This window comes from Streptomyces gilvosporeus (genome assembly GCF_002082195.1).
In the GTDB taxonomy this organism is placed as follows: Bacteria; Actinomycetota; Actinomycetes; order Streptomycetales; family Streptomycetaceae; genus Streptomyces; species Streptomyces gilvosporeus.
On the sequence record NZ_CP020569.1, the window covers coordinates 151,521 to 164,343 of the forward strand.

The 12,823-nt window shown below is 69.5% G+C and carries 14 protein-coding genes and 1 pseudogene; 10 read left to right on the forward strand and 5 right to left on the reverse strand.

Going from position 1 to position 12,823, the window contains the following annotated elements:
* Nucleotides 1-188 precede the first annotated feature (188 nt).
* Nucleotides 189-473, reverse strand: a complete 285-nt coding sequence (locus tag B1H19_RS00810) for a hypothetical protein (protein WP_083102361.1) — start codon at nucleotides 471-473, stop codon at nucleotides 189-191.
* Nucleotides 474-672: 199 nt separating this feature from the next.
* The gene (locus B1H19_RS00815; RefSeq protein WP_083109344.1) at nucleotides 673-1,392 is read right to left on the reverse strand and encodes a TetR/AcrR family transcriptional regulator; all 720 of its coding nucleotides are present in this window, start codon (nucleotides 1,390-1,392) and stop codon (nucleotides 673-675) included.
* 147 nt (nucleotides 1,393-1,539) lie between these two features.
* On the opposite strand from B1H19_RS00815, the gene B1H19_RS00820 reads away from it, so the two are divergent.
* Nucleotides 1,540-2,673 carry an FAD-dependent oxidoreductase gene (locus tag B1H19_RS00820; RefSeq protein WP_083102362.1) on the forward strand — a complete coding sequence of 378 codons (1,134 nt, stop codon included), beginning with the start codon at nucleotides 1,540-1,542 and terminating at the stop codon, nucleotides 2,671-2,673.
* A 661-nt stretch (nucleotides 2,674-3,334) separates the two neighbouring features.
* Here the strand turns inward: B1H19_RS00820 and B1H19_RS00825 are convergent.
* Both B1H19_RS00825 and B1H19_RS00830 read right to left on the reverse strand, forming a co-directional pair.
* Nucleotides 3,335-4,405 (reverse strand): M56 family metallopeptidase, encoded by a 1,071-nt coding sequence (locus B1H19_RS00825; RefSeq protein ID WP_237288984.1) that lies wholly within the window; start codon nucleotides 4,403-4,405, stop codon nucleotides 3,335-3,337.
* Complete coding sequence (locus B1H19_RS00830; RefSeq protein ID WP_237288985.1) at nucleotides 4,362-4,787, reverse strand: BlaI/MecI/CopY family transcriptional regulator; 426 nt, start codon at nucleotides 4,785-4,787, stop codon at nucleotides 4,362-4,364. The genes B1H19_RS00825 and B1H19_RS00830 overlap by 44 nt, the downstream gene beginning before the upstream one ends.
* A gap of 179 nt (nucleotides 4,788-4,966) precedes the next feature.
* Between B1H19_RS00830 and B1H19_RS00835 the strand changes: the two genes are divergently transcribed.
* The 4 genes from B1H19_RS00835 (at nucleotide 4,967) to B1H19_RS00850 (ending at nucleotide 8,556) form a co-directional block, all read left to right on the forward strand.
* Nucleotides 4,967-6,355, forward strand: a complete 1,389-nt coding sequence (locus B1H19_RS00835; RefSeq protein WP_203237062.1) for a glycosyltransferase — start codon at nucleotides 4,967-4,969, stop codon at nucleotides 6,353-6,355.
* Complete coding sequence (locus B1H19_RS00840) at nucleotides 6,352-7,131, forward strand: polysaccharide deacetylase family protein (RefSeq protein WP_083102364.1); 780 nt, start codon at nucleotides 6,352-6,354, stop codon at nucleotides 7,129-7,131. The genes B1H19_RS00835 and B1H19_RS00840 overlap by 4 nt, the downstream gene beginning before the upstream one ends.
* Before the next feature lie 97 nt (nucleotides 7,132-7,228).
* Nucleotides 7,229-7,906: a DedA family protein gene (locus tag B1H19_RS00845; protein ID WP_083102365.1), complete on the forward strand. Its 678-nt coding sequence runs from the start codon at nucleotides 7,229-7,231 to the stop codon at nucleotides 7,904-7,906.
* Nucleotides 7,907-8,127: 221 nt separating this feature from the next.
* On the forward strand, nucleotides 8,128-8,556 hold the full coding sequence (locus tag B1H19_RS00850) for a YunG family protein (protein ID WP_083102366.1): 429 nt from the start codon (nucleotides 8,128-8,130) through the stop codon (nucleotides 8,554-8,556).
* Nucleotides 8,557-8,633: 77 nt separating this feature from the next.
* On the opposite strand, the gene B1H19_RS00855 is transcribed toward B1H19_RS00850, so the two are convergent.
* The gene (locus B1H19_RS00855; RefSeq protein ID WP_083102367.1) at nucleotides 8,634-9,521 is read right to left on the reverse strand and encodes an SAM-dependent methyltransferase; all 888 of its coding nucleotides are present in this window, start codon (nucleotides 9,519-9,521) and stop codon (nucleotides 8,634-8,636) included.
* A gap of 398 nt (nucleotides 9,522-9,919) precedes the next feature.
* On the opposite strand from B1H19_RS00855, the gene B1H19_RS00860 reads away from it, so the two are divergent.
* From B1H19_RS00860 to B1H19_RS00880, 5 genes and pseudogenes are all read left to right on the forward strand, one after another.
* Nucleotides 9,920-10,579, forward strand: coding sequence for an MSMEG_1061 family FMN-dependent PPOX-type flavoprotein (locus tag B1H19_RS00860; protein WP_083102368.1), 660 nt, complete (start codon nucleotides 9,920-9,922; stop codon nucleotides 10,577-10,579).
* A 90-nt stretch (nucleotides 10,580-10,669) separates the two neighbouring features.
* Nucleotides 10,670-10,993 (forward strand): S1 domain-containing protein, encoded by a 324-nt coding sequence (locus tag B1H19_RS00865; RefSeq protein ID WP_083102369.1) that lies wholly within the window; start codon nucleotides 10,670-10,672, stop codon nucleotides 10,991-10,993.
* 73 nt (nucleotides 10,994-11,066) lie between these two features.
* On the forward strand, nucleotides 11,067-11,432 hold the full coding sequence (locus B1H19_RS00870) for a MerR family transcriptional regulator (RefSeq protein ID WP_083102370.1): 366 nt from the start codon (nucleotides 11,067-11,069) through the stop codon (nucleotides 11,430-11,432).
* 46 nt (nucleotides 11,433-11,478) lie between these two features.
* Nucleotides 11,479-12,495: an NADPH:quinone oxidoreductase family protein gene (locus B1H19_RS00875; RefSeq protein ID WP_083102371.1), complete on the forward strand. Its 1,017-nt coding sequence runs from the start codon at nucleotides 11,479-11,481 to the stop codon at nucleotides 12,493-12,495.
* 8 nt (nucleotides 12,496-12,503) lie between these two features.
* Nucleotides 12,504-12,794: pseudogene (locus B1H19_RS00880) on the forward strand (leucine zipper domain-containing protein); the annotation flags it as partial.
* Nucleotides 12,795-12,823: the final 29 nt, after the last annotated feature.

Sequence of the window (12,823 nt, forward strand, 5' to 3'; positions counted from 1 at the left end):
CGCCACCACTTTGACGGCATCAGCCGCTCTCATACTGCCGCACCAAGCGCCACCGGCCCGGTTCCTGCCAGCGGAGGCCCTGACGATCTGACACCGGATATGCGGAAGGCCAGCCTTCACCGGCCGGGGCTTGGCCGTGCGCACCTCGGTTTGCTTCTCCTGCCCCCGCTGAATGGTGGCCTCGGCTGTCACGCGGAGGCCACCACCTCACCTGTGGTGAGCTGGGGAGGGTTGGGGAGCAGTGACGCGAGGTTGTCCCGCACGAAGTCCGCCGCTCGCCGGATCGATTCCTCTGCGCCGGCCTGGTCCTGGAAGACGCTGGTCGAGATCATCACGCCGTCCCCGGCGTCGATCCAGTAGTACGCCACGAATCCGGGGACTTGACGCATGAGCGGTACGAACCCCTCGCTGACGAGGCGCCCCGTCTCGACCGGATCGGTCACCCCTTCGTACCGCCGGACTGCTGCGTACATGGCTGATCTCCTCATGGAATTCCGGGCCTGGGCTTCCTGGGACGCCGTACCCGCGCGACGGCTGCCCGGCTTGTGAGGGGGCCCTCAATCACCTGAAGGGCCGCCTTCGGCAATCCAAACGGGCGCGGACGTTGCCGGGGGATCGCCGAGATAAGCCCAAAAGGAGCCAGAGGATGATCTTGAAGCATGCCGGTGTCAGCTAGAGCTGGGTGAGGTTGTCCATGATCAGTCCGAGGGTGAACTCGAACCGGTCGTGTCCGGTGCCGGAGGTCAGCTCAGCGGCATAGCGTCGGGTCTGCGGAAACGTGTCGGCCGGCAGCGCGGTGAACCGACGGATCAACTCCTCGCGGCCGAGGACCCATTCCTGGTCCGGGTGTCTGCGCCGCTGCTGGACCAGCGACTGCTCCAAGGCGTAGGCGCTGACGTAGAGGGACAGAGCATCGAGCGCCCAGGCGGCGTTCTGCGGTTCGATTCCGCCGGCGAGCAGGATCGCCAAAAGCCCTTCCCTGACGCGCAATGTGGAGAGGTTGGTCGGGACTACGCCCAGCGCGGCACGGGAGACTCCGGGGTATTTCAGGTACTGGTCGCGGATCTGTGCGTACACGTCGAGGATCTGCCTGCGCCAGGTGGCCGGGTCCGGTTCGGGCAGCACGACCTCGGAGCAGAGCCGGCCGACGAGCAGATCGTCGATGTCCTCTTTGCCGACGATGTGCGCGTACAGCGACGATGGGCCGGTGCCGAGGACCGCGGCGACTCGACGGATGGTCAGTGCGTCGTAGCCCTCGGTGGCCACGACCTGCAGGGCGGCGTCGGTGATCCGGTCGACCGTGAGGGGCTTCTTGCGTGGGGACGCCGCTGAGGGCTCCCCAGCGGGCGGGGCGTGGCGAGCTGCTCGGCGCTGCCGGGGATCGGAGGGCATACCGATCACTATAGCTTGACACGAACTAAGTTCGTCTCGTAGAACTTAGTTCGTAAATGACGAACTAAGTTCGTGTCCGTACGCGTGGTTGGCGTCCCCTGCTCGGGTCCTGAGCAAGGTTCGGACAGTCGGTTCAGGAGGTGTGTGATGCGCGTTTCCGTGATCGGGGCCGGTCTGGGGGGTCTGTGCTTGGCGCAGGGGCTGCGTGGTGCCGGGATCGACGTCGACGTGTACGAGCGGGACCCAGCGATCACCGCACGATTTCAGGGGTACCGGCTCGTACTGGATCCGGTCGGATTCGAGGCGCTGCGCGGCTGTCTGCCACAGCGTTGGCACCCGCTGCTGGACGCGGTCGTCAGTGACGCCTACGTCGAGCGACTGGCCCTGGACGCCCAACTGAACAAGATCGGCGAACTCGGCCCTGCACGGAGTGGGATCGTGGTGGACCGGCAAGTACTCCGGCATCTGCTGCTGACCGGACTCACTGTGCACACCGGGGCCGCGCTGACCGGTTACGACGTGTTGGACGACGGCAGGGTCGAAGCCCGGTTCGCGCAATGCGATCCGGCAACCGCTGATCTGCTCGTCGGGGCGGACGGGGTCGGCTCCGCGGTTCGCCGGGTGCTGACGCCGCAGACCAACCCGCGGGACACCGGCGTTCGGTTCGTCATCGGCCGCACGCCGATGACGGAGCAGTTCGCCGATCTGTCCCGGGCCTACGGCGGGAAGATCGTCGGGGGCGGAGTGAGTCTGTTGCTCGGGGCGATGCGGTTCCCCATTCCGCCAAAGGAAGCGGCGGAGAAACTGGCACCCGAAGTAACGCTCCCCGACATCCAGGACTACGTGCGCTGGGCCATGATCCTCCCGTCGAACGGCTTTCTCGGCACCTCGACGGCACAGGAGGCCGCGCTGTCCAGGATGAAGGGGTGGCACCCAGACCTGCGGGCGCTCATCGAACAGGCCGACCCGGACAACAGCACCCTGCTGTCCATCGGGGTGGTCGAGCCAGGTGAGCGCTGGGCGTCCGGTCCGGTCACGCTGCTCGGTGACGCTATCCACGCCACCTCTCCGACCGGCGGCAACGGTGCGAACACCGCCCTGCGCGATGCCGACCTGCTGAGCCGCTGCCTCATCGAGGCCGCCGAGGGCCATCAAGATCTTCTCGCCGCGGTCGACAGCTACGAGCGGCAGATGTTCGAGTACGGGGGCGAGGCCGTGCGCCACAGCCTTGCCGCGCTGCCCGCCTTCGTCCCGAACCCGGAACGACCCGAGCCGGCATAGGTTCAGAACCTCCCGGCCACGCCCTCAAGGTCGAACGGCATGTTTCCGGCGTGTTCCGGCCGGCCTCCTTGTAGGTGGGCCGCCAGCCGGGTTCTCCTGACCGGCCGGCGGACGCCCGCTCTCAGTCGCAGTCTGATGCACTGGCCGGGTCGCGAAGAGAGTCAGCGCCGACGCCGCCCAGGGAACAGGGCGCTGAGTGATCCGCACACCAGCGCCCCGAACAGCATCCCGCCCCAAGGGATACCGCCCGGCCGATGCGTCACCACCGAGTATGCGAGGGAGCCCAGCCCGGCGGCGAGCAAGAAGAGAACAACACCTCGAAGCGCAGACCACCATCTGGGGCGGGCAGAGTCTGAGTCTGAAGTCATCGGGTTACCTCCGTGGATACTCCGCCGTTCAGGGCGGAGAGGAAACGGACTCCTGCGGAGCAGGGCAGGGATAGCCGTTTCGCCGCCAGGGCGAAACAGCCTGTGGAGCTGGTGTAAGACCTCAACGGAGTTCTCCGGGCGGGCAGTCGGCGATGAAGCAGGAAACCCACGGGCGACGGCGACCCGTGTAGGAACCGAAGTGCAGGATCGTTGTCCAGATTTGCCACCGTCGCCGGTCCGCCGACAACTGCACCACAGTTTTCCGTGACTTCGTCCGGAACGGAACCCTCCGGTTACTCGTGACGCTCTGCGCGCTCACCCCGTATGCGGCGCTCGCAGCAGACATCCTGCCCGTGGTGGAAACCTTCAGGTCGCGGTGCGCCGCTCGTGTGCGTGATCGATGCTGCGCAGAGCACCCGTTGCGCGTCGTCGAGCATCTGGTCGCTGTCGGATGCGGCGTTGGCCAGGCCGGCGCAGCACAGGGCCAGTAGCAGGGCGCCCCCAGCGATCGGGAGGGTGCGGCGGGGCGGGGGCGGGGCCAGCAGGGCCTGGACCCGTTGGGGAACCGGGCCGCCGGTGACGGCGAGCGTCGGAGTGCGCGATGCGTGGGACGAGGAGGCGAGGGCGGCTCGTCCGACAGCGCGGGCGACGATCCTTCGGCTGCCGACCTGCGCCGCGGCCTCCTCGTCGGCCCAGCGCTCCAGGGCGAAGCCGCCCGCGTCGGCCAGTGGCCGCAGCAGCGGATTGGCGGCCGCGGTGAGCCGCCACAGAGTCTGGAAGAGGTGGTGCCGGCTGCGGAGATGGGCTCTTTCGTGTGCCAGCAGAGCCTCGCGCTCCTCGTCGGCGAGGCAGCGCAGCATGCCACGTGACACCACGATCCGTCCTGGCGCACCGGGCAGGGCGAACGCCTGCGGAGTGTCGTCGTCGACGACAGTCAGCTCGCTGTCGCCGGGCATCCGGGCGCACTCGCGCCGGGCCCACAGGAGGTGGTGTGCCTGTCGTGCGGCGGCGAGGATCAGGGAGACGCCGCCGACTGCCAGGACGAGGGCGCCGGCGACCGCGACGGCGAGGTGGACCGGGTCCTCGGCCCGTAGCGCGGGTATCGACCAGTGGCCCTCCGCCGCCACCTGGGGGATCTGGGCGACTGCGGTGAACGCCAGCAGGGCCAGCGATCCCGTCCAGCCGACCGTTGTCACCAGCGCGGCGCAGGCCAGGGCCCACGCCGCGGAACGCGGGGCGAGCCGGCGCGACAGCCGTGGCGCGAGCACGGTCAGCACGGCCGTGACGGCCAGCGGAATGTAGACGCTGATCAGCACCAGCTCACTTCCCGTCGCCGGAGTGCCCTGCGCCGTCGCGGCCGTCATGCCCGGACAGCAGTTGATGCAGCAGTTGCTCGTCCCGTTCGGACAGCTGGGACACGAAACGGGTCAGCACCGCCTCGCGGTCGGAGCCGCCTTCCAGCAGCGACTGCATGCGCTGTGCGGTGTGGGACGCCTCGTCGCGGGCCGGCTCGTAGGCGTACCCGCGGCCCTCGCGGTGCCGGACGAGCATGCCCTTGTCGTACAGCCGGGACAGGATCGTCAGGACGGTGGTGTAGGCCAGATCGCCCGGCAGGCGTTCCAGGACCTGTCGTGCGGTCAGCGGGCCGTCGGCAGACCAGAGGGCGGCGAGCACATTGCTCTCCAGTTCGCCGCGGGCCCTCCTGCCGGTTGCTCCGCCGGCTTCGTCGTCCCTGGGGTGGTGCACCGTTCCTCTTTCCGTCGCTTTGCGTTCGGACAGGCTACCCATCGACCTTCTACTAGTTGTAGGAGGTAAGCTCCGGGACTTGAAGGCCAACTACTACAACTTGTAGTTGCGCGTGTTCTTCCCTGCCCCCTGCCGCCTCCCCTTCCCACGTGTCCTCCCATCTGCGCAGAGGAAAACCCATGGCCAATCCCGGACTCACGCTTCCGCGCCGCACCACTGCGGACGTTCTGCCGGCGCCCCGCACGGTCGCGATGTCTTCGGACCGGGTCGCGATCGTCTCGGCGAGCGTCGGTGCCGGCCACGACGGTGCGGCCGCCGAGCTGGAGCGCCGCTTGGCGGCGGACGGGCTGGCCGTCGACCGGTACGACCTGCTGGACCTGCTGCCCGCCGGACTCGGCCGGGCCGTCCGGGACGGCTACCACCGCATGCTCGTCCGGGCACCCTGGGCCTACCAGCGGATCTACGCCGGCACTGAGCGCGCCGGTGGCGGCGGCCCCGCGGCACGCGCCCTGCTCCGCGCCGCGGAGGACCGCGTGCTGCGCGCCCTGCACCCCGGCACCGGCGCGGTCGTCTCCACCTACCCGGGAGCCAGCCGGGTCCTGGGCAACCTGCGCCTCGCCGGACGCCTGACCGCCCCGGTCCTGACCTACCTGACCGATTTCTCCGTGCATCCGCTGTGGGTGGCCGACGGCGTGGACGTCCACCTCGCGGCCCACGCCGTGCCCGCCGCCCAGGCACGAGAGGCCGGAGCCCGGGACGTGCGGGTGTGCGGACCCGTGGCCGACCCCCGGTTCCGCCCCTGCGGCACACGGCAACGCGACCGCGCCCGGGCCAGGTTCGGGCTGCCGTACGACGCCCGGCTCGCCCTGCTCGTCGCCGGGTCCTGGGGTGTCGGGCCCGTCCGGCAGGTGGCGCGCGAGCTGCGCGACTGCGGAGCCGTCGTCCCGGTCGTCGTCTGCGGCCGCAACGAAGCACTGGCCCGGCAGCTGAGCGCGGACGGGATCGAGCATGCCTACGGCTGGGTCGACGACATGCCCGGCCTGATGCACGCGGCCGACGTCCTCGTCCAGAACGCGGGGGGACTGACCTCCCTGGAGGCGTTCGCCGCGGGCCTGCCCGTGGCCAGTTACCGCTGCATACCCGGACACGGCCTGACCAACGCCGCCGCCCTGGACGAGGCGGGCGTCGCCGCCTGGATCCGCGACCCGGCCGACCTCGAAGGCGTGCTGTACGACCTGGTCGACGGTCCGCTGGGACTGCGGCAGCGGGCGGCGGGGCTCGCCCTGTTCGCGCAGTCTTCGGACGAGGGCCCGGCGGCCGAAATAGGCCGCGTCCACCGCTCGGGTCCGCCGCCCCTGGCCCCGCAACCCGTCGCACCACGCCGCACCCGCCCGCGGCGGCTCGCGGTCACCGGCGCGGTGGCCTGCGCGGTGTGGGCCTGCGCCGTGGGGTCCGGGGTCGCGACGACGTACGACGCACCCGACCTGCGGCACGCCGTCGGCCACGGCCTCGCCCCGGACAGCCTCGTACCCGGCCACGACCGCGCTGCGGAAGGACACCACTCATGACAACGCCCCGTCCGCTGCGGGCGACCGCCCTGGCCGCCACCGCACTCGCGGCCCTCCACTCGGCTCCCGTCATCTCCACCTTCGGCCCGCTGCGCAACCGCATCATGCCCCGCCTCTCCGGCCGCGGCCGACCGGACCACGTCGCCCTCACCTTCGACGACGGACCCGACCCCCTGTCCACGCCCTTCTTCCTGCGCCTGCTCGAACGGCGCGGCGTGCGCGCCACCTTCTTCCTGCTCGGCAGCGAGGCTCACCGCTCCCCCGGCCTGGTGCGCGAGATCGCCGCCGCGGGCCACGAGATCGGCATCCACGGCTGGCTGCACCGGCCCCTGCTGCTACGGGGCCCGCGCGCGACCTACGACGACTTCGCCCGCGCCCGCGACACGGTCGCCGCGATCACCGGCGGCCGGCCCACGCTCTTCCGCCCTCCCTACGGCGTCATGTCCACCACCGCCCATGTGGCGGCCCGGCGCCTGGGATGCACCCCGGTGCTGTGGACCTGCTGGGGCGAGGACTGGACGGCTCGGGCCACACCGGGGTCGGTCCACCGCACGGTGGTCTCCGACCTGGACGGCGGTGGCACCGTCCTGCTTCACGACTCGGACTGCACCTCCGCCCCCGGCGCCTGGCGTTCGGCCCTGGGCGCCCTCCCCCGCATACTCGACACATGCGAGCGGCGGGGTTACGAGGTCGGCCGACTGTGTGACCACGGGTGGCCCGGCAGCTCCGAGGGCCCTGACGTTCACCCTGCCGGTGGCAGTGCCCCAGACCACTGACAACCGTTAGGCACCGGAGCACTCCTCGCTCACCCCTCGTCTCCAGTCCACGAACCGTCTCCCTGCTTGTCGTCACTCCTAGGAAGGCCCGACGCCGATGACCACACCGCTGCACCTCGCCTCACAACTGGCCGTCAATGTGCTGGACGCCCGGTCGCTGCTGGCCGCTTTCGGCGTACTGGGCGTCGGCGTGGTGATGTTCGCAGAGACCGGGCTGCTGGTCGGCTTCTTCCTCCCCGGTGACTCACTGCTGTTCACCGCGGGTCTGCTGTGTACGGGTACGGCCGACCGGACCGTGCAGCTCTCGCTGGGACCGCTGTTGGTCGCCGCGGCCTTCGGTGCGCTGGCCGGCGCGCAGTGCGGGTACGTGCTCGGCCGGAGAGCGGGCGGGGCGCTGCTCGCCCGCAGCAGCTCGAAGCGGCTGCACGAGGGAGCACAGCGGGCCGAGGAGCTGCTGGAGCGATACGGACACGCGAAGGCGGTCGTGCTGGCCCGCTTCGTTCCGGTGGTGCGGACGGTGCTCAATCCGATGGCGGGCGCCCTGGGCGTGCCGGCACGGACGTTCACCGTGTGGCAGGTGATCGGCGGCTTGGTGTGGAGCGTCGGCCTCACGCTGGCGGGGTACGCACTGGGGTCCGCGATCCCGAACGTCGACCGTTACCTGCTGCCGCTGGTCGCGGTGATCGTCGTCGTGTCACTGATCCCTCTGCTGAACGAGGTCCTCCGCTCCCGCCGGGCTGCCCTGACCGCGCGGACGCCGGGCGAGCGCGGATGATCTGTCCGCGCGGCCCGCGGCTGGTGGCGGGCCCGGCAGGCGGGGCCACAGCCGCGGTCAACGTCGCCCGCGGTGCCCGTGGTGCCCGTGGTCGTCATGCTGGCGCTCCGGTGCCGAAGCTGCTGGTGCATGAGGACCGTCAGCACGGTGTCTCCCCGGCCGGTGGCGTCGTGTCTGTCAGCATCCAGCCGTTGTCAGTGCCTGCTGGCAGGATCGCCGGCATGACACCATTGCTTCTCACCGACATCGAGCAAGCCGTTCGCAGCAGTTGGAGTGCCGAGACGTGCACGCCTGGATTTCGATCGCGATGGACGAAGGACAATCCGGCCCGGGACCAGTGCGGCGTGACCGCCATGGTGCTCAATGACCTGCTGGGAGGGGAATTGATCCGGGGCGAGGTCCATGTCAACGGAGAGTTCGTGGACTACCACTGGTGGAACCGCCTGGGCATGGGTATCGAGATCGACCTCACCCGCGAGCAGTTCAGGCCCGACGAGATCGTCGCGGGCGGCATCGTGATCCCCCGTCCGCCCGTGACCGAGTGGCGCAGGCTCCGTGAGGAGTACGAACTTCTCCGCGACCTCGTCTTGGAGAAGCTCAATCGGCAGCAGGCGGAAGCCTCTACGACTGAGGCTCATCAGCCGTCCTGAACCTGGTCCGCCCGCCCGACCCTTGTCCTACCAGCCACTCCGCGACCTGGGCTCGTGGATCGTTCCCCATCGGTGGCTCACCGGCGGCAGTGGTAGATCCCCCACACCAGCAGGCCGTCGCGGCAGGCCCGCTGCCACAGCGGGAGGTTCTCGCGCACCCGGGCCAGATAGCTGGGGCTGATCGCCCCGTCCGGCTCGGCGTGGTATCGCCGCGCCTCCTCGGTCAGCCGGGTGTAGTGGTTGCGCAGCTGCTGGCTCAGTTCCTCGAACTCCACCTTGGCCAGGCCGACTTGGGGCAGCAGCTTTTGGTAGTGGCCTGGCGTGGTCAGTGATGGCGCGGCCAGCCGCGTCAGCAGCGGCCGGATGGCCTCGGCGGGCGTGTCGTCGGCCGCCATGATGTCGGTGAAGACGAACTCGCCCTCCGGCCCGAGCACCCGAGCCACCTCGCCCAGCGTTCTGCCCGGGTCGCCGCTGTGGCACAGGGCGTCCTGGGACCAGACGACGTCGAAGTGCTCGGCGGGGAAGGGGATGTCGTCGAAGGACCCGGTGACGACCTCGATCAGCCCGTCCAGGCCGCGCTCGGCGTTGGTCGTGCGGTGGCGCCGGTTCTGCTGTTCACTGATGTTGAGCGCGGTCACCCGGCAGCCGAAGTGCTCGGCCAGGTAGCGAGCCGCGCCACCGTAGCCGGAACCCAGGTCGAGGACCCTGCGCCCCGGGCCCAGCAGATGGGCGACCTTGGCCACGACGTGTTCTATGGTGCGGCGCGAAGCCGCCCGGACTTGCTCGCGTTCGTGTGCGTAGATACCAATGTGGATGTCCTCGCCGCCCCAGATGCTGTCGTAGAAGGCATCCACGTCGCTGCTGTCGTAGTACGCACGCGCGGCTGCCGCGGCCCCTGTCCCTCCTGTCCCCGTTGCCGCTGCTCTCGGTCTGCTCTCCGTCGTCTCCGTACGCTGATCGGTCATGTGCAGTGTCCTGGCCCGCCGTTGCCGGGCACAAACCGTGGCGGTGCGTTTCCGGACAACGGCAGAACGGCAGAACGGCGTCCGCAACGGGAACGGGGGATCTGCGGAAACGGTGGTGTCGGAGTTCGTACTTCGGCCCGGCCCCCGCGTTCCGCCGACGGTCGCCCTCACGTCGCTCATGGCGCCCGGACTCACAGCGCGCCACCCAGCGCGGCGCGCGTTCCGCGACCAACTCGCCCAGATGGTGGCGCGACAGCCCGCGAAAGGCAGGATGGGACAGGGCCGCCGCGCGGGCCTGTTGTGTCTTCACGCGCCGGACAACTCGCGCGGCCGTCTGCGCCCCCGCACTCACCCCCCAACCAAGATCAATCGCAGGTCGGCCCCATAAGGTCGGAGGCATGACGCCACCCCTTGCCAGCAGTGCATTCGACTCGCTCCGCCTCGACGCCGTACGCGACCACGAGACGCTGCGCCGGGCCTACGGACTCCCCAGCGACGCGGCCATGCGCAAGCAAATGACCGAACTCACCGAGCAGACCCAGCGGTTGATCGGCTGCTCCTCGCTGGTCCTGATTGCCAGCGCGAACGCCGAAGGTCACTGTGACGTCTCCCCGCGCGGCGGTCCCGCCGGGTTCGTCGCCGTCCTGGACGCACGGACGGTGGCGATACCGGACGCGACCGGCAACAAGCGCCTGGACACCCTGCAGAACGTCATCGCCACCGGACGGGCCGGGCTGCTGTTCGTCATACCGGGGCGCACCACGACGCTCAGGGTGAACGGCCGGGCCTGCGTCTCCACCCGCCCGGAGCTGCTGTCGCAGCTGACCGCCGTCGGCAAGCCGCCGGCCAGTGCGCTGGTGCTGGGGATCGAGGAGGTCTACCCGCACTGCCCCAAGGCGCTCCTGCGCGGCGCGGCCTGGAATCCGGAACAGTGGCTGTCGGCGGACGCCCAGCCGACCTCGGCCGAGGTGACGCTGGCCCAGCTGCGGAAGCCGGAGCTGACGATCGCTGACATCGAGCAGGCAGAGGCGGACACGCTCAAGTACAGGTACGAGTAACGTCGTTGAGATACGTAGCTCTTGCCGGATGCGGCAAGTCGGAAGCAGTTTGAGCAGCGCGTCGCCACGGCCAGATGCGACACTGATCTCATGAGGGCCATAGGCATTGTGCGGGAGTGGCACAGCGAGGAGGGCTGGGGAGTCATCGGCTCCGACACCACCCCAGGCGGCTGCTGGGCCCATTTCGGCAGCGTACTGATGAGTGGCTACCGCTGGCTCAGTTCGGGGCAGAAGGTCTCGTTCCAGTTCGAGCGCGGTCGGCAGGACGGATACGACTATCGAGCCACCGCCGTCTGGACCGACGACGACCGTCCCGAGGCGGCCTTCGCTGAGCAGGCATCAGCGGCCTACGGGAGCACCCTGCGCCTGGAGTTCGATGCACCGGTTAGCTGTTGCGGGACATCGGGTTGTTGACGCCTGAGCAGGTCTTCAACTCGTCGCAGCGAGTGCCGGAAGATTGCGGTGCGGCTGGACGTTGGCTGCAGGTATGAAGATCAGCGAGGCTTCCAGAATCAGCGGTGTGAGTGCGCGGTCGTTGCGGCACTACGAGGACGAGGGCTTGATCGTCCCTGGGCGTTTCAGCAATGGGTTCCGTGACTACTGCCAGTCCACGATCGATCGGGTGCTTGTCATCCGGTCGCTGCTGGAGTCCGGGTTGCCCGTGAGGTTGATCAGGGAAGTCCTGCCCGGCCTCACTGACGGATCCGATGCCGGCACCGAGGTGGTGTGTGCGGAGTTCCTGCACGAGGTGCAGGGCTATCGCGATCGGCTCGCTGCTCGCATTGCCGTTCTCAGCGATCAGCAGGCGGCACTCGACGCCTACCTGAGAGAGGCCCGCCGTACTGATCTCTGACGGCCGCTTGACCTTGACGTAAGTGTGAGGTTCCTACGCTCGGTTCATGGAGATCAACGAGCAGCAGAACGCCGCCGAGCAGACCGTTCGAGCACTGGTCCAGCGGTCGCACCGTGGGCCGAAGGACCTGACTCTTGCGACGGATCACCGCCGCCCTGCCCCGGGGCCCGGCGAGTACCTGATCCGCGTCGGCGCCGCCGGAGTCAACTTCGCCGATGTCATGCAGGCCCATGGCACCTACGGAGGAGGCCCGCAGGCACCCTACGTGGCGGGCTTTGAGGCGGCCGGTGAGATCGTGGGGGTCGGCGCGGACGTCGAGAAGCCGCTGCCGCTCGGCACCCATGTCGTCGGAGCCGGCCCGGGCGCCTTCGCGCAGTACATGACGATGCCGGCCGCGGGGGTACTTCCCGTGCCTTCCGGCTGGAACGATGCCCAGGCTCTCGGTCTGGTGCTGAACTGGGCCACCGCGTTGGCGGCACTGAAGCCGTTGGGCGAGATCAAGACGGGTGAGGTGGTGCTCGTTCATGCCGCGGCCGGCGGCGTGGGGCAGGCTGCCGTTCGCCTCGCCCGCCACTACGGTGCGCGGGTGATCGCGACGACCTCGCCGGAGAAGCACGACACCGTCAAAGCCCTCGGTGCCGACGAGGTGCTGGACAGCCGACGCCCCGATCTGGCTGAGGAGATCACCCGCCTGACCGGCGGTGTCGATCTGGTCCTGGAATCGGTGGGCCAGGCCACGTTCGAGGCCAGCCTGTCGGTTACCAAGCCCTTTACCGGACGCATCGTCGTGTTCGGAGCCGCTTCCGGTGACGCCACTGTGACCACGCACGACCTGGTCTTCACCCACCAGGTTCAGATCAAGGGTCTGCACATCGGTGCGCTGGCGGTCGCGGCCCCGTCCCTCTACCAGTCGTTGCTCGTCGAGATCGAGGCTCTCATCGCCCACGGCGTCTACCCGCCCGGCACCCCCCGCGTGCATCCCCTGGCCGAAGGACCGGCAGTGCTCCAGCAACTCGAAGCGGGCCAGACCCGGGGCAAGCTGGCCCTCGATCCCTGGCGCTAGGAACGCCTGTGCTTCACCGCAATGCTCCGCTGTCCCCCGAGGGACGACTTCGGCTCGTGCAGCGTTGCCAGCACCGTCCGATCGCCCACGTGGCGGCCGAGAGGGGGATCTCCCGTGCCTGCGCGTCGAAAGGGGTCAACCACTACCGTCAGCACGGTGAACTCGGGCTGCTGGACCACTCCTCCACACCTCGGCGCCAGCCAACGGCAACGAGCTCTGACGTCGTCGCCAGGATCGAGGCACTCCGCCGTGCCGAGAAGTCGTCCGCCTCCCGGATCGCATTCGAGCTCCAGGCCGAGGAAAGACGCGAAGGGCGAGCAGGGGGAGG